The sequence below is a fragment of the Enterobacter sp. JH25 genome (assembly GCF_021725435.1).
In the GTDB taxonomy this organism is placed as follows: Bacteria; Pseudomonadota; Gammaproteobacteria; order Enterobacterales; family Enterobacteriaceae; genus Enterobacter; species Enterobacter intestinihominis.
On sequence record NZ_CP091319.1, the window covers coordinates 2,876,159 to 2,893,103 of the forward strand.

Annotated in this window: 15 protein-coding genes; 8 read left to right on the top strand and 7 right to left on the bottom strand. The window is 49.6% G+C overall.

Annotation, left to right across the window (positions count from 1 at the left end; translation table 11 throughout):
• From hisD to hisIE, 7 genes are read left to right on the top strand one after another with little or no spacing between them, the layout of a single operon-like run.
• Positions 1 to 1,305 (top strand): histidinol dehydrogenase, encoded by a 1,305-nt coding sequence (gene hisD, locus L2Y28_RS13850; protein WP_022648604.1) that lies wholly within the window; start codon positions 1 to 3, stop codon positions 1,303 to 1,305.
• Complete coding sequence (gene hisC, locus L2Y28_RS13855) at positions 1,302 to 2,363, top strand: histidinol-phosphate transaminase (protein WP_022648605.1); 1,062 nt, start codon at positions 1,302 to 1,304, stop codon at positions 2,361 to 2,363. The genes hisD and hisC overlap by 4 nt, the downstream gene beginning before the upstream one ends.
• Positions 2,360 to 3,427 carry a bifunctional histidinol-phosphatase/imidazoleglycerol-phosphate dehydratase HisB gene (hisB, locus tag L2Y28_RS13860; RefSeq protein ID WP_022648606.1) on the top strand — a complete coding sequence of 356 codons (1,068 nt, stop codon included), beginning with the start codon at positions 2,360 to 2,362 and terminating at the stop codon, positions 3,425 to 3,427. The genes hisC and hisB overlap by 4 nt, the downstream gene beginning before the upstream one ends.
• Positions 3,427 to 4,017: an imidazole glycerol phosphate synthase subunit HisH gene (gene hisH / locus L2Y28_RS13865; RefSeq protein ID WP_003859485.1), complete on the top strand. Its 591-nt coding sequence runs from the start codon at positions 3,427 to 3,429 to the stop codon at positions 4,015 to 4,017. Before hisB ends, hisH begins: the two co-directional genes overlap by 1 nt.
• The gene (gene hisA / locus L2Y28_RS13870; protein WP_022648607.1) at positions 4,017 to 4,754 is read left to right on the top strand and encodes a 1-(5-phosphoribosyl)-5-[(5-phosphoribosylamino)methylideneamino]imidazole-4-carboxamide isomerase; all 738 of its coding nucleotides are present in this window, start codon (positions 4,017 to 4,019) and stop codon (positions 4,752 to 4,754) included. The genes hisH and hisA overlap by 1 nt, the downstream gene beginning before the upstream one ends.
• Entirely contained in the window at positions 4,736 to 5,512 is a 777-nt protein-coding gene (gene hisF, locus L2Y28_RS13875; RefSeq protein ID WP_022648608.1) for an imidazole glycerol phosphate synthase subunit HisF, read from the top strand. The genes hisA and hisF overlap by 19 nt, the downstream gene beginning before the upstream one ends.
• Positions 5,506 to 6,117, top strand: a complete 612-nt coding sequence (gene hisIE, locus L2Y28_RS13880; RefSeq protein ID WP_017693103.1) for a bifunctional phosphoribosyl-AMP cyclohydrolase/phosphoribosyl-ATP diphosphatase HisIE — start codon at positions 5,506 to 5,508, stop codon at positions 6,115 to 6,117. The genes hisF and hisIE overlap by 7 nt, the downstream gene beginning before the upstream one ends.
• A 28-nt stretch (positions 6,118 to 6,145) precedes the next feature.
• Here hisIE and L2Y28_RS13885 read toward each other — a convergent pair whose 3' ends face one another.
• Together L2Y28_RS13885 and wzzB are read right to left on the bottom strand one after the other, a co-directional pair.
• Positions 6,146 to 7,468: an IS4 family transposase gene (locus L2Y28_RS13885; RefSeq protein WP_022648609.1), complete on the bottom strand. Its 1,323-nt coding sequence runs from the start codon at positions 7,466 to 7,468 to the stop codon at positions 6,146 to 6,148.
• A 114-nt stretch (positions 7,469 to 7,582) separates the two neighbouring features.
• Positions 7,583 to 8,563 carry an LPS O-antigen chain length determinant protein WzzB gene (wzzB, locus tag L2Y28_RS13890; RefSeq protein WP_022648610.1) on the bottom strand — a complete coding sequence of 327 codons (981 nt, stop codon included), beginning with the start codon at positions 8,561 to 8,563 and terminating at the stop codon, positions 7,583 to 7,585.
• 192 nt (positions 8,564 to 8,755) lie between these two features.
• On the opposite strand from wzzB, the gene L2Y28_RS13895 reads away from it, so the two are divergent.
• Positions 8,756 to 9,760, top strand: coding sequence for an NAD-dependent epimerase (locus tag L2Y28_RS13895; RefSeq protein ID WP_022648611.1), 1,005 nt, complete (start codon positions 8,756 to 8,758; stop codon positions 9,758 to 9,760).
• A 46-nt stretch (positions 9,761 to 9,806) separates the two neighbouring features.
• Here the strand turns inward: L2Y28_RS13895 and ugd are convergent, their stop codons facing one another.
• The 5 genes from ugd to cpsG form a co-directional block, all read right to left on the bottom strand.
• Positions 9,807 to 10,973, bottom strand: coding sequence for a UDP-glucose 6-dehydrogenase (gene ugd, locus L2Y28_RS13900; RefSeq protein WP_022648612.1), 1,167 nt, complete (start codon positions 10,971 to 10,973; stop codon positions 9,807 to 9,809).
• Between the two features lie 225 nt (positions 10,974 to 11,198).
• On the bottom strand, positions 11,199 to 12,605 hold the full coding sequence (gene gndA, locus L2Y28_RS13905) for an NADP-dependent phosphogluconate dehydrogenase (protein WP_022648613.1): 1,407 nt from the start codon (positions 12,603 to 12,605) through the stop codon (positions 11,199 to 11,201).
• A gap of 267 nt (positions 12,606 to 12,872) precedes the next feature.
• Complete coding sequence (locus L2Y28_RS13910) at positions 12,873 to 14,090, bottom strand: lipopolysaccharide biosynthesis protein (RefSeq protein WP_022648614.1); 1,218 nt, start codon at positions 14,088 to 14,090, stop codon at positions 12,873 to 12,875.
• 1 nt (position 14,091) lies between these two features.
• On the bottom strand, positions 14,092 to 15,420 hold the full coding sequence (locus L2Y28_RS13915; protein ID WP_022648615.1) for a hypothetical protein: 1,329 nt from the start codon (positions 15,418 to 15,420) through the stop codon (positions 14,092 to 14,094).
• 121 nt (positions 15,421 to 15,541) lie between these two features.
• A complete protein-coding gene (cpsG, locus tag L2Y28_RS13920; RefSeq protein WP_022648616.1) occupies positions 15,542 to 16,912 on the bottom strand; it encodes a phosphomannomutase CpsG in 1,371 nt (456 codons plus the stop codon).
• Positions 16,913 to 16,945: the final 33 nt, after the last annotated feature.

Below are 16,945 nucleotides of genomic sequence, written 5' to 3' on the forward strand. Positions count from 1 at the left end.
ATGAGCTTTAACACAATCATCGACTGGAATACCTGTAGCGACGCGCAACAGCGTGAGCTGCTGATGCGCCCGGCAATTTCCGCCTCGGAGAGCATCACCCGCACCGTGGCGGAGATCCTCGATAACGTCAAAGCCCGCGGAGACGACGCGCTGCGCGAGTACAGCGCGAAGTTTGATAAAACTGAGGTCGACGCGTTACAGGTCACCGCGCAGGAGATCGCCGGGGCGGAAAGCCGCCTTGGGGATGAGATCAAACAGGCGATGGCCGTCGCGGTGAAAAATATTGATACCTTCCACACCGCGCAGAAATTGCAGGCGGTGGATGTGGAAACCCTGCCCGGCGTGCGCTGCCAGCAGGTGACGCGCCCGGTGGCGTCCGTTGGCCTCTATATTCCTGGCGGCTCTGCCCCGCTGTTTTCGACCGTCCTGATGCTGGCCACTCCGGCACGTATTGCCGGTTGTCAAAAGGTGGTGCTCTGCTCTCCGCCACCGATCGCCGATGAGATCCTGTATGCGGCGAAGCTGTGCGGCGTAAAGGCGATCTATAAAGTGGGCGGCGCGCAGGCGATTTCCGCCCTGGCGTTCGGGACGGAGTCTGTTCCCAAAGTCGACAAAATCTTTGGCCCGGGCAACGCATACGTTACCGAAGCGAAGCGCCAGGTTAGTCAGCGTCTGGACGGCGCGGCGATTGATATGCCTGCCGGTCCGTCTGAAGTGCTGGTGATTGCCGACAGCGGCGCTACACCGGATTTCGTGTCCTCTGACCTGCTCTCGCAGGCCGAGCACGGCCCTGACTCGCAGGTGATTTTACTGACGCCAGATGCCGATATGGCAAAACGCGTGGGCGAGGCCGTTGAGCGTCAGCTGGCCGACCTGCCGCGTGCGGAAACGGCGCGTCAGGCGCTATCGGCCAGCCGACTGATTGTGGCTCGCGATATCGACCAATGCATCGCCATCTCCAACCAGTACGGTCCTGAGCACCTGATTATTCAGACCCGTAACGCGCGCGATCTGGTCGACAGCATAACCAGCGCAGGCTCGGTGTTCCTCGGGGACTGGTCACCGGAATCCGCCGGGGATTACGCCTCCGGCACCAACCACGTGCTGCCCACGTATGGCTATACCTCAACCTGCTCCAGCCTGGGGCTGGCGGATTTCCAGAAGCGCATGACCGTGCAGGAACTCTCTCGCGAGGGATTTGCCTCGCTGGCGTCGACCATTGAAACCCTGGCCGCCGCCGAGCGCCTGACTGCCCACAAAAATGCCGTGACGCTGCGCGTTGCCGCCCTGAAGGAGCAAGCATGAACATTGAAGAATTAGCCCGCGAAAATGTCCGTCGCCTGACGCCCTATCAGTCTGCGCGTCGTCTCGGCGGGAACGGCGACGTCTGGCTGAATGCCAACGAATACCCCACGGCGGTGGCCTTTGAGCTCTCGCAGCAGACGCTGAACCGCTACCCGGAGTGTCAGCCGAAAGCGGTGATCGAGAACTATGCGCAGTATGCAGGCGTGAAGCCTGAGCAGGTGCTGGTCAGCCGTGGGGCGGATGAAGGGATTGAGCTGCTGATCCGCGCCTTCTGCGAGCCGGGCAAAGACGCGGTGATGTACTGCCAGCCCACCTACGGGATGTACAGTGTCAGCGCCGAAACCTTTGGAGTGGCCTGCCGCAACGTACAGGCGCTCGACAACTGGCAGCTGGATTTGCAGGGCATCGCCGATAACCTTGACGGTGTGAAGGTGGTGTTTGTCTGTAGCCCGAACAACCCGACCGGTCAGATTATCAATCCGCAGGATATCCGTTCCCTGCTGGAAATGACGCGCGGCAAAGCGCTGGTTGTGGCCGACGAAGCCTACATTGAGTTCTGCCCGCAGGCGACACTGGCAGGCTGGCTTGAAGAGTATCCGCATCTCGTCGTGCTGCGTACCCTGTCGAAAGCCTTCGCTCTCGCCGGTCTTCGCTGCGGTTTTACGCTGGCAAATAAAGCGGTTATCGACCTGCTGCTGAAAGTGATCGCCCCGTATCCGCTCTCAACGCCGGTTGCCGATATTGCGGCACAGGCGCTGGCCCCGCAGGGCATCAGCGCGATGCGCGAGCGTGTGGCGCAGATCCTGGAGGAGCGTCAGTATCTAGTCGATGCCCTGAAAACGATTCCGTGCGTGGAGCAGGTGTTCGACTCGGAGACCAACTACATCCTGGTGCGCTTCACCGCCTCAAGCGCGATATTTAAATCGTTGTGGGATCAGGGCATTATCTTACGAGACCAGAATAAACAACCTACCCTGAGCGGCTGCCTGCGTATTACCGTCGGCACCCGCGCGGAGAGCCAGCGCGTGATTGACGCCCTGAAAGCGGAGAAAGTATGAGTCAGAAGTATCTCTTTATCGATCGTGACGGCACCATCATCTCGGAGCCACCCAGCGATTTTCAGGTCGATCGTTTCGACAAGCTGGCGTTTGAACCCGACGTGATCCCGGTGCTGCTGAAGCTTCAGAAAGCAGGCTATAAGCTGGTGATGATCACCAACCAGGACGGTCTGGGCACAGACAGCTTCCCGCAGGCGGACTTTGACGGCCCGCACAACCTGATGATGCAGGTGCTGACCTCGCAGGGCATCGCCTTCGACGAGGTGCTGATCTGCCCGCACATGCCTGCCGACGAGTGCGACTGCCGCAAGCCAAAAGTGAAGCTTGTTGAGCGTTATCTGGCGGAAGAGGCGCTGGATAAAGCGAACAGCTATGTGATTGGCGATCGCGTCACGGACATCACGCTGGCCGAAAATATGGGCATTGCAGGCCTGCGCTATAACCGCGACACGCTAAACTGGGCGATGATTAGCGAGCAGCTCACCAGACGCGACCGCTATTCTCACGTTGAACGCAACACCAAAGAGACACAGATCGACGTGAAGGTCTGGCTCGATCGCGAAGGCGGCAGCAAGATCCACACCGGCGTCGGTTTCTTCGACCATATGCTGGATCAAATCGCCACTCACGGCGGCTTCCGCATGGAGATCGCCGTTAAGGGTGACCTGTATATCGACGATCACCACACCGTGGAAGATACCGGCCTGGCGTTGGGCGAAGCCCTGAAGCTGGCGCTCGGCGACAAACGCGGCATCAACCGCTTCGGCTTTGTTCTGCCGATGGACGAGTGCCTGGCGCGCTGCGCGATGGATATCTCCGGGCGTCCGCACCTGGAATATAAAGCCGACTTTACTTACCAGCGCGTGGGCGATCTCAGCACCGAGATGGTGGAGCACTTCTTCCGCTCGCTTTCTTACACCATGGGCCTGACGCTGCACCTGAAAACCAAAGGCAAAAACGATCACCACCGCGTCGAGAGCCTGTTCAAAGCCTTTGGCCGTACCCTGCGCCAGGCGATCCGCGTGGAAGGTGACGCCCTTCCCTCGTCGAAAGGAGTGCTGTAATGAACGTGGTGATTCTGGACACCGGATGCGCCAACCTGAACTCCGTACAGTCGGCGATTATGCGCCACGGCTACGAGCCGGTGGTGAGCCGCGACCCGGACGTGGTGCTGCGCGCGGATAAACTCTTTCTGCCGGGCGTAGGCACCGCCCAGGCGGCGATGGATCAGATCCACGAGCGCGAGCTGGTGGATCTCATCAAAGCCTGTACTCAACCGGTGCTGGGCATTTGCCTCGGCATGCAGCTGCTTGGCCGCCGCAGCGAAGAGAGCAACGGCGTCGATCTGCTGGGCATTATAGAAGAAGACGTGCCGAAAATGACCGACCACGGCCTGCCGCTGCCGCACATGGGCTGGAACCGCGTTTATCCGAAGGCGGGCAACAGGCTGTTCCAGGGAATCGAAGACGGCGCGTACTTCTATTTCGTCCACAGCTACGCCATGCCCGTGAATACCTACACCATCGCCCAGTGCAATTACGGCGAGGCGTTCACCGCCGCCGTGCAGAAAGATAACTTTTACGGCGTGCAGTTCCACCCGGAACGCTCCGGCGCCGCCGGTGCGCAGCTGCTGAAAAATTTCCTGGAGATGTGATGATAATTCCCGCTTTAGATTTGATTGACGGCACAGTTGTTCGTCTCCACCAGGGCGATTACGGGCAGCAGCGCGACTATGGCAACGACCCGCTGCCGCGGTTAAAGGCTTACGCCGCTGAGGGCGCTGAGGTGTTGCACCTGGTCGATCTGACCGGCGCGAAAGATCCGGCGAAGCGCCAGATCCCACTGCTTAAAACACTGGTGGCTGGCGTGGACGTCCCGGTGCAGGTGGGCGGCGGCGTGCGTACGGAAGCCGATGTTGCCGCCTTACTGGACGCGGGCGTGGCGCGCGTGGTGGTCGGTTCGACCGCTGTGAAAGATCCTGAGACGGTCAAGGGCTGGTTCCGCCGCTTCGGCGCGGATGCGCTGGTGCTGGCGCTGGATGTGCGCATTGACGAACAGGGTAACAAGCAGGTCGCGGTCAGCGGCTGGCAGGAAAACTCCGGCGTGACGCTGGAAGAGCTGGTTGAGATGTATCTCCCCGTGGGGCTAAAGCATGTGCTGTGCACGGATATTTCACGCGATGGTACGCTCGCAGGCTCTAACGTCTCGCTGTATGAAGAGGTTTGCGCGCGTTATCCGCAGGTGGCGTTCCAGTCCTCTGGCGGTATCGGCGACCTGGCGGATATCGCCGCTCTGCGCGGAACCGGTGTACGCGGCGTGATCGTGGGTCGCGCGCTGCTGGAAGGCAAATTTACGGTTAAGGAGGCGATTCAATGCTGGCAAAACGGATAATACCCTGCCTCGACGTGCGTGACGGACAGGTTGTGAAAGGCGTGCAGTTCCGCAACCACGAGATCATTGGCGACATCGTTCCCCTGGCTAAGCGCTATGCTGAAGAAGGCGCAGACGAACTGGTATTTTACGATATCACCGCCTCCAGCGATGGCCGTGTGGTGGACAAAAGCTGGGTGGCGCGCGTGGCAGAGGTGATTGATATACCCTTCTGCGTGGCGGGCGGGATTAAATCTGCTGACGATGCGGCGAAAATTCTCTCTTTCGGAGCGGATAAAATTTCGATTAACTCCCCTGCCCTGGCCGACCCGGAGCTGATTACGCGTCTGGCGGATCGCTTTGGCGTGCAGTGCATTGTCGTGGGGATCGACACCTGGTTTGATGCCGCAACGGGCAAATATCACGTTAACCAGTACACCGGAGATGAAAGCCGCACGCGCGTCACCCAATGGGAGACGCTGGACTGGGTGCAGGAAGTGCAAAAACGCGGTGCGGGTGAAATCGTTCTGAACATGATGAACCAGGACGGCGTTCGTAACGGTTACGACCTGGAGCAGCTGAAAAAAGTGCGCGCGGTCTGCCAGGTTCCGCTGATTGCCTCCGGCGGCGCGGGAACCATGGAACACTTCCTTGAAGCCTTCCGCGATGCGAACGTAGACGGCACGCTGGCCGCTTCCGTGTTCCACAAACAGATTATCAATATTGGTGAGTTAAAAACGTACCTGGCCGACCAGGGCGTGGAGATCAGGGTATGTTAACAGAGCAACAACAGGCGCAGCTGGACTGGGAAAAAACTGACGGATTACTGCCGGTGGTTGTACAGCATGCCGTTTCAGGCGAAGTGCTGATGCTGGGATACATGAACCAGGAGGCACTGGCAAAAACGATCGACAGCGGCAAGGTGACGTTTTTCTCGCGCACCAAACAGCGCCTGTGGACGAAAGGGGAAACCTCGGGTCACTTCCTGAATGTGGTCAGCATTACGCCAGACTGCGACAACGACACCCTGCTGGTGCTGGTCAACCCGATTGGGCCGACCTGCCACAAAGGCACCAGCAGCTGCTTCGGCGAGGCGAGCCACCAGTGGCTGTTCCTCTATCAGCTGGAACAGCTGCTGGCAGAGCGTAAATCAGCGGATCCCGAGAGCTCATACACGGCGAAACTGTACGCCAGCGGCACCAAACGTATTGCGCAGAAAGTGGGTGAGGAAGGCGTTGAAACGGCGCTGGCGGCCACCGTGCATGATCGGGAGGAGCTGACGAACGAAGCGTCGGATTTGATGTATCACTTGCTGGTGCTGCTTCAGGATCAGGAGCTGGATTTAACGACGGTGATTGAGAATCTGCGGAAACGACATAAATAAAAAAAGACCGGGGAAACCCTAATGCTGGTCACTTAAGGTGACCAGCATTGTTTTTAAAGGGATATTTTGATTTTTCCTGCCTGATTTCCCTTTCATATTCCCGCTCCCTCCTCAGTGGCAGTTTCAGCATTGCCGCATTACTGTAGAAGTGCTTCAGATGCCCCGGTACTGCGCCCGGTGATGACCATGGCAGCCCGATTAACAACCGCATTATCTCTGCCAGTGAGCCGCTGAAGCTCAGCTGATACGGCAGATAGTCACCTTTCAGGCTGAACGCCATTTTTACCATCTGATACCGCACCAGATTGTAGGTCAGCAGTATTCCCCACAACTCCTGCCTTACCATCTCCGGTAACTTACTTCTCAGTGTCCAGCGGTTGCCGCACAGATACTGTTTTGCTTCACGGTACCCCAGCTCTATTTCCCACCGGTGTTTATACAGTTCCGCTATGTCTGCCGCCGGGTAACGCATGGCATCTGTCATTGACGTGACAACCTGTCGCTCCACGCCGTTTACCTTACGGCTCACCAGCCGGACTGTGAGCGTATCCGGCAGTCCTTCCCACTGCTTTCTGGCCTGCGGGGAAGTCTTCAGGGTTATCAGCGCATCCTGTTTACCCAGCCTGCGAACCACTTCATACTGCGTGCCTTTTTTCAGCGGCAGCAGCCAGTGACGGTTTTCTCCGGCCCGGTGCCAGTTATCCAGCAGACCGGCTGACCAGAACCCCCGGTCGAACAGCGTCACGCTGTTATCCGGTACCTGTTCAGTCAGCCCTGCTGCCAGGCGCATTTCATTAACGTCATACCGGCCCATTACACTGGCACGCAGCAGATGGCTGCTCAGTTCCATCAGACACACCATACGAACCTGCGGGAAGCCCTTTTCGCCATGCTGGTTTTCCGCTTTTGCGAAGGCAGCAGCGTTTTCCGGTGTGTCCGGCGTTCGCCAGACCACACCATCAACGGCATTCAGCGTCAGTCCATGCCAGAGCGGATGCCGGGCTTCCTTGTGCCAGTGCTGTTGCGTAAGGTTAAACAACTCCCGGATAGCATCCTCGCCCAGTGTTTTACGGCGGGCGATAACGGAGCTGGGGGCAGTAAATGACCTTCCGGTGCGGTCAACGATATCCATCAGGTTGACGATATGAGAGAGAGGTTTGTTGTTGAAAATCGCCATGCCGATAACCAGCCAGACCATGGATTCGAGCGGGAGTTTACGTTTACGCAGAGTCACTGTATCAGTCAGGGAAAAAGCCTGCTGAATGAGGTCGTGGGGAAGAAGGTCGGCAAGGCTCTGGACCTCTTCGGGGGCGGTAAGATTAATAATGCCGAGGGCCTGGGACAGTTCCATTTAAAAAGGGCTCCATGATGAACACAGAACCCTTTTTACACCAGCCGCTGGATCGGTCAACCGACCCTTAAACGATCGGCATTAGGGGAGACCCGGTCTTTTTTTGTGTGTAAATCAGGCTCGTGGCTTGTAGTTTCTCAGCGCGTTACGGCCGAGGACGACACCAGAACCGATAATTCCGCCGAGCAGTACGGCAAGGATAAGGGTAATAGCACTTTTCGGGCTGTCGCGTCGGATAGGCAGGTTCGGCTTCATGACGTAACGATAGACGTGAATAGTGTCTGGGTTAACGTTGAGGTTCTGAATATCCAGTAAATTTTGTTTGGTTTGGTAGTAAGCGCCTGAGAAGACCAGCGGGCGAGACGCTTCGTTATCAACCATTGATTTGAGCGCTACGGTACCCAACAGGAACATGGTTTCCTGAGTAACATCCTGAGTCTGTTGAAGCTGCGGAGTGGTGATCTTAGCGGCTTCTGCGTTCTTCAGCGCCTCAGTAATCTGCTTGATGCGTAGATCTTTCTGCTCCTGAGCAACTTTCTCCTGATTCTGGAGGGAGTCGTTCAGGGTTGTGATCTGCTGCTTGAGGTTATCTCTGAGATCAAGCGTCAGTTCTTTTGCCGTCTGCTCGTCAACCTGCTGAATGTACTGAGCTAATTGCTTTTGAGCTGCTTCAGCGGATTCGCCCTGATAGCTTACGGTTAAAGGCAAACTTTGTCCTTTAACCGTAGGCTCAATAGTCAGTTTTTCCGGATCTTCCTGATTCTCCAGCGCCTGAGCTAATGCCGAGAAGGAGGAATTGAAACGTCCAATAGCACGATTCTGAATGTCTAACATGGAGGGAGCTGCCCCGCCATAGAGGATATTCAATGCATTGGAATAGGTGGCGATTTGTGCCGCATCAGGCTGGGCTATGATGGCTGATGACGTCCATTTCTCTTTGGCTACAGTGATGTAAACGCCAGCAAGAACGATAAAAGCAGCAATAAAAGCCCCTATTACCCACTTACCACGCCACAGCTGTAGCATTACATCAAGTAAATCAATTTGCTCCGGGTCATTGCTGCGATTGACCAGGCTATCGTTGTTCTGCGTCATACAATCCCTAACAGATGAAAAAGGGCAAAAATAATCTTGTTTCCATAGTGTATCTCTTGTTGTAGAAAATTCTATAAGAATACGATGAGTTATATCGGAAAGATGGGTTATGTATGTGAAGAGCAACGCGCTATCATAGTCGGAATCTGATGTCCTGGGACATCAACAAGAACACTGTGAATGAGGGAAGCTATGAAATTTCTGGTAACGGGCGCGGCGGGCTTTATCGGTTCTCATGTCAGCAAGCGCCTGCTTGATGCAGGGCATGAAGTTGTTGGGATTGATAATCTGAATGATTACTATGACCCTAACCTCAAGCTCGCTCGCCTCGAACTGCTCAAATCCGGGAGTTTCACCTTCCACAAGCTGGACTTAGCGGACCGCGAGAGCATGGCTGCGCTCTTCGCCAATGAAAAATTTGACCGCGTGATCCATCTTGCCGCACAGGCGGGCGTGCGTTACTCGCTGGAAAAGCCGCATGCCTACGCAGATGCTAACCTGGTAGGTCACCTTAACGTGCTGGAAGGCTGTCGCCACAACAAGGTTCAGCATCTCCTTTATGCGTCATCCAGCTCTGTCTACGGCCTCAACCGTAAGATGCCGTTTTCTACTGACGACTCCGTGGACCACCCGGTATCCCTGTATGCGGCAACCAAAAAAGCCAATGAGCTGATGTCGCATACCTATTCGCATCTGTATAACCTGCCGACCACTGGCCTGCGCTTTTTTACCGTCTATGGCCCATGGGGCCGACCGGACATGGCGCTGTTCAAATTCACCAAGGCCATGATTGAAGGCAACAGCATCGACGTATACAACTACGGCAAGATGAAGCGCGACTTCACCTATATCGATGATATTGCGGAGGCGATTATTCGCCTACAGGACGTTATTCCTCAGGCCGATGCCGACTGGACGGTCGAAACCGGTTCGCCAGCAACCAGCTCTGCCCCGTATCGCGTGTATAACATCGGTAACAGTTCACCTGTCGAACTGATGGATTACATCACCGCGCTCGAAGAGGCGCTGGGCAAAGAAGCGGTAAAAAATATGATGCCGATCCAGCCGGGGGACGTGCTGGAGACCAGTGCGGACACCAAAGCGCTGTATGACGTTATTGGGTTTAAACCACAAACCTCAGTCAAAGAAGGCGTGAAAAACTTCGTCGACTGGTACCGCAACTTCTATAACGTTTAAAAACAAAAAACCCGGCATAGTGCCGGGTTTTTTATCACGAGTTTAATCAGTCACTGCCGAACAAATCGCGGGTATAAACTTTATCTTTCACGTCCGCCAGCTCTTCCGCCATACGGTTGGAGATAATCACGTCCGCTTCTTTCTTAAACGCATCCAGATCGCGGATCACACGTGAATGGAAGAACTCGTCTTCCTGCATGGCCGGTTCATAAATAATGACCTGCACGCCCTTCGCCTTAATACGCTTCATGATCCCCTGAATGGAAGAAGCGCGGAAGTTATCGGAACCGCTCTTCATGATCAGGCGATACACGCCCACCACTTTCGGCTGACGCGCGAGAATAGAATCTGAGATGAAGTCTTTACGCGTGCGGTTGGCATCCACAATAGCGGAAATCAGGTTGTTCGGCACTGCCTGATAGTTTGCCAGCAGCTGCTTGGTATCTTTTGGCAGACAGTAGCCGCCGTAACCGAATGACGGGTTGTTGTAATGGTTACCGATACGCGGGTCGAGACATACGCCCTCGATGATCTGACGGGTATTCAGACCTAAACTCTCGGCATAGCTGTCCAGCTCGTTGAAGTAAGCCACGCGCATGGCCAGATAGGTGTTAGCGAAAAGCTTAATCGCTTCTGCCTCGGTGGAATCGGTGAACAGCACCGGAATATCTTTTTTGATTGCGCCTTCCTGAAGCAGTGCAGCAAAACGCTCCGCACGCTCGGAACGCTCGCCAATCACGATACGGGATGGGTGCAGGTTATCGTAAAGCGCCCTTCCTTCACGCAGGAACTCTGGCGAGAAGAAGATATTATCAATACCAAATTTTTCTTTGATGGATTTGGTAAAACCAACCGGGATCGTCGACTTGATAACCATTACTGCATCAGGGTTAATGCCGATAACATCTTTGATAACCGCTTCGACGGTTGAGGTGTTGAAATAGTTGGTTTTTGGATCGTAGTCAGTAGGCGTGGCAATAATGACGTAATCCGCATCGCGGTATGCATCTTCTTTATCCGTCGTGGCGCGGAAATTCAGCGTTTTGTTGCTGAGATAATCCTGGATTTCTTTGTCGACGATCGGCGATTTCTTCTCATTGAGCATATCCACTTTGGCCTGCACGATATCAAGTGCAACCACTTCATGGTTCTGAGCAATCAAAATGCCGTTTGAGAGACCGACATACCCTGTTCCGGAAATTGTTATTTTCATTCGCTAATGACTTCTTTTAGTTAACTGTACTGATGGCCGCCAGACCATCGCGATAAACATAACTGTTGGGCTTTGTACCTCCTGGCAAACAACACTGTCAAGGCAAACCAGGAGTAATCATTACGAGCGGGACGAGATTCAGACTACTTCGATTATTGCGCGGCATTTTTTGCATAAAAAAACCCGGAGACGAGCTCCGGGTTGATGTTATTGCAGAGAGTTAACTCATTCCATCCATTCGGTATGGAAGACACCCTCTTTATCCGTACGCTTGTAGGTATGCGCACCGAAGTAGTCACGCTGCGCCTGAATCAGGTTGGCAGGCAGCACGGCAGCACGATAGCTGTCGTAGTATGCCACCGCAGCGGAGAAGGTTGGAACCGAAATACCGTTCTGTACTGCGTAAGCAACCACGTCACGCAGCGCCTGCTGGTACTCGTCCGCAATCTTTTTGAAGTACGGTGCCAGCAGAAGGTTGGCGATACCGGCGTTTTCAGCATAGGCATCGGTGATTTTCTGCAGGAACTGTGCACGAATGATGCAACCCGCGCGGAAGATCTTCGCGATTTCACCGTAGTTAAGATCCCAGTTATTCTCGTCTGACGCCGCACGCAGCTGAGAGAAGCCCTGTGCGTAAGAAACGATTTTACCCAGGTACAGTGCACGACGCACTTTCTCAACGAACTCAGCTTTGTCGCCGGCTGGTTTAGCCTGTGGACCAGACAGCACTTTAGATGCCGCGACGCGTTGCTCTTTCAGAGAAGAGATGTAACGCGCAAAGACGGATTCGGTGATCAGAGACAGCGGTTCGCCCAGATCCAGAGAGCTCTGGCTGGTCCATTTACCGGTACCTTTGTTCGCTGCTTCATCCAGAATCACATCAACCAGGTATTTACCCTCTTCATCTTTTTTCGTGAAGATATCTTTGGTGATGTCGATCAGGTAGCTGTTCAGCTCGCCTTTGTTCCACTCGGTAAAGGTTTCAGCCAACTCTTCATTGGTGAGGTTCAGGCCGCCTTTCAGCAGGGAATAAGCTTCAGCAATCAGCTGCATGTCGCCGTATTCGATGCCGTTGTGCACCATTTTCACGTAGTGACCTGCACCGTCCGCACCGATATAGGTTACGCAAGGCTCACCATCTTCAGCCACGGCTGCGATTTTGGTCAGGATTGGCGCAACCAGTTCGTATGCATCTTTCTGGCCGCCAGGCATGATGGATGGGCCTTTCAGCGCGCCCTCTTCACCACCGGAAACACCGGTACCGATGAAGTTGAAGCCTTCAGCAGACAGCTCACGGTTACGACGAATGGTGTCCTGGAAGAAGGTGTTACCGCCATCAATGATGATGTCGCCTTTTTCGAGGTAAGGCTTCAGGGAGTCGATAGCTGCATCGGTACCCGCCCCTGCTTTCACCATTAACAGGATACGACGAGGCGTTTCCAGAGACTCAACGAACTCTTTCACCGTATAGAAAGGAACCAGCTTCTTGCCTGGGTTCTCGGCAATGACTTCTTCGGTTTTATCACGGGAGCGGTTGAAAACGGAGACGGTATAACCACGGCTTTCGATGTTGAGCGCCAGGTTGCGCCCCATCACTGCCATACCGACAACGCCGATCTGTTGCTTGGACATTACATACTCCTGTCAGGTAACATTATTATTGAGCAAGCACAATTTATAAATACTATCTTATGTTTGTGAGAAGAGAAAGCATTTGAGATATTATTTTTATAATAAAGCACAAATTGGAAATTACGAAATAAAAAATTTGGTCTCCAGGAGGGGGGAATGAACCACAAAAAAAACAGCCATATATTCAATAGAATAGAGCATATAGCAATGGATTATATTTCGTTTTGTTAAATATACTCACTTAAAGTATTGTGAACATTCAGCAATTCAAATTTTTCTCTTAGTTAACAGCCCAATACTTACAGCTAATAATATCATGCTTGTTAACTCTACTGAAGCTATTGTAAAAATAGCACCAATCGTACCATATTGATGAACTAGTATATACATTAGTGGAATAGCTATGCACATACAGATTATTGCGATATATAAGCCAAAACGATATAGTCCCTGAGATTGAATGATTGATGTTAGTGCACCATTCATACACTTGATTCCGGCAATTAATAGAAACCCGAGTATCATTATGTTATTACTTTCATTATCCAATATTAAGTACCGACCAAAGAAAAATAGAACAGTAAAGTAACACACTGAACTTAAGATTATATACCCAAGGATCATGTAGATAAACGGATAAACCTTATTTATGTTCCTATGGCTTCTTAAATCCAAACGACTAAATTTTGCATAAGCCACAGTAGAAAATAATGATGACACCATTACTAGTGGATCAACCAGACGAAAAATTTGTCCATACGCAGCTAAACCCTCAGGAACTATATTTTTTATATATATATTATCCAGTCTACTGTAAATAATTACCACCATAGCATTAAGGCCTATACTGACAGTATGCTGATACAACAAGAATACATCTTTAGGAGAAATCTTCCCTGCAGCAAGAATCTTTTTCCAACCAACTTTTCTAAATAAATGAATTGTAACTACCGAAACAAATAAACTCTCTGCAAGCAAATAATTCCAGGCAGTAAAAGGCATTCTTAAAATAAACTGAACACCATAAATTACAAAAGTTAAAAACAGGGCTAACGCTATGGAAGGAGATAAAGCTTTATTCAAATTTTGTGATTGAAAAAAGCTATTAGATAAATTAAAGAGAAGTGCAAAAAATAATGACAGTGAAATCGGAATATAAATATCTCTGTTATATCCTAATGCATAACAAATTACAAAAAACAATATTGATACTACTACCCCGACGAATATTTTTTGATAGAACACCCTCTTCAACAATCGAATGGGATTTTCAACATCAGAGTACTTCTTGATTACAAATATATCCACACCAAAATCAGATACAACTCTTAATATTTCTAGCGTACCAATTAAAAATATAAATACGCCTCCTGATTCTATGCCAAGTTCTCGAGTAATTAAAACAATAGCGAGTGTTTTTGCCCCAAAATAACTTACCTTATTAAAGAGTGCATAGATACCATCACTAAGAATATCTTTTAGCATTTCAATTTCTACTTTTTTGTTGAGTCAATAGATTTGCAATTATTATTATTGGAAACGATTTTAAAACATAAGCAAATGGCAAAATTAATTCTCCACGAACAGAATAGAAGAAACCAGTCATCATAGCCAGGGCAAAAAAGTTAAAAATAACATAATTACTATTCAAACCTTTTTGAATTATCGAGATCATAATTAACAGATAGGCAAGATAAATAAATAAATTGAAATGCAAACTTATTATACTTGCTTCAAGAAGACCAGAAGATGACAACGCTATCCCATTAGACACGCTGCCAAGCACAATTGTTGAATATTCATGAGCAATTTGTGCATCGCTTATGAAGCCAAAACCACTGAGCGGCAACACTTGCGATAATATCGTAAGGGGGTTTAGTAACGCCCAACCATTTTCATCGGGCAAATAGTATAAATCTTGTAAACCTGCAAGCGTAGACGACAGAGAGTCAAGTACAACGCCAAGATAATTAATAAAATTGATTTCATATCCTTCACGAAGATATGAAATCATTGAAAAACCGACGAAGCCAATTAATAAATAGTGTACTTTGGATATTCTAGCGAATATTGCTATTATTTTCTTTCTATTTGAATATAACGAGAGAATAATAATGCATATAAAAGCAAAAAAGAATTTATTTCTTATCCCAATAACAAGGTCAGATGCGAGCAAAATAAATGCTAGCATCTTATATTTTTTCGATGATTTATAATAAAAGACTGCCAAAGCCATTATAGAAGAAAAGCCACTAATAGCACGGACAGCAAAAGGAATACTTGAAAGTAATTCTTCACTATCAGTATAAATAGCTAAATGCCCTAAGCCTGATGATAAAATAAATTTCAGATAAAAAACAATTTTAATTAACTGACAAACACCAACAATGGAAAATATAATCTTAAATAGATTATTTATACTTTTTGCTTGTTGCCTATGAACATTTTTGATAGCTGTAAGATAGAGTATGATATTTATTAACATACCCCATATACAAGTCAATTCAAAGCCATCAGAAGCTTTTTTAAAGAAATACAAATAAAAAGAAGGAATACCTATAATTAAAGAAAATACAAAAGCAAACATTAATTGCAACGAGATAAACTTCACTCTATGCATATAGAAGTAAATCATCTCACCAAACAATATAATGGCACAAAAAACCGCAAAAATATCCTCTACAGTTCCATAAAGTGTAGCACTTGCCGATTCCGTTAAAAAAATCAATAATAAAGAAGAAGTAAGCAGGAAATATATAAACGCTAAATGCGCACTTATTTTGAAGTGGTTATTTTTTAAACTCTTATCATTCATAGGAATTGTATACTTCCCAACATACAAGATTATTAAGGAATCAGATATTATAAATAATAATATTTAATCCATATATTAATGGGTGCACAATTACTACATGTGCACCCATATAAAAGACAAGCTATGCTCGAATTTTATTCAATAACTCTGCTGTTTTGGCTTCCATTAACGCAGTATTACCACGAGACTCAACATTCAAGCGGATAACAGGCTCAGTGTTTGAGCTTCGGAGATTAAAACGCCAGTCAGAAAATTCAATACTGATTCCATCGGTATAGTCTACTACCGAGGCATCACTTTTATAGAATTCAAGTATTTCAGAAATCACTTTTTCTTGATCATTAACGATGCTATTAATCTCTCCGCTGGCTGGGAAAGATTTCATCCGATCATGGACTAGTTCTGCCAACGTTTTATTTTTAATACTCACTAACTCGGCTACAAGTAGCCACGGAATCATTCCGCTATCACAGTAGGCAAAGTCACGAAAATAATGATGAGCACTCATTTCACCACCATAGACAGCATCTTCCAAACGCATGCGTTCTTTGATGAAAGCATGGCCTGTTTTGGACATTACAGGAATACCCTTTGCTCGCTGAACCACATCTATAGTATTCCATGAAAGGCGGGGATCATGTATGATCCGCGCGCCTGGTTGCTTTTCGAGGAAAGATTCTGCAAGCAACCCGACAATGTAATAACCTTCAATAAAATTACCTTCATTATCGAAGAGGAAACATCTGTCAAAATCGCCATCGAACGCAATGCCCATATCTGCCTTGTGATTAATAACGGCTTCGCTTGTGTCAGCACGGCATTCTTGAAGAAGAGGGTTTGGAATCCCATTAGGGAAATTTCCATCAGGTAAATTGTGAATTTTCACAAATTCAACTGGAATCTGAATTTCCTTGAAACGTTTTTCAATCTCATCAATAACAGGGCCTGCGGCTCCGTTACCTGAGTTAATAACAAGTTTAAGTGGTTTAATATTTTCAGGTTTGATATAGCTGAGAATATGATCAATATATGCTTTTTTAGTATCTATTTTTTCATAACTTCCACGTTTCGCAATATCTACATGAGAAAAATTATTTTCTTCAGCTAAACGTTGTATATCTCGCAGCCCTGTATCACCGCTGATAGGCCGGGCTCCCTCGCGAACCAACTTCATCCCATTGTAATCCATCGGATTATGACTTGCTGTAACTTCAATTCCTCCGTCAACACCGAGATGGAATGTAGAGAAATAGATTTCTTCGGTCCCTGACATTCCAATATCCAGTACGTCAACACCTGCGTCCTGCAAACCTTCGGCTAGTGACATTTTTAGAGATTCACTTGTAAGGCGCACATCACCACCTAATACAACGGTCCGAGGTTTCAGATATTCACCATAGGCTCGACCAATTCGCTTTGCTATATTATTATTAAGTTCGTCACCTAAGCGGCCGCGAATGTCATACGCCTTGAAACAAGTCAATTTATCCATTATTTTCCTCATATATCTCTGGCAATTATTACC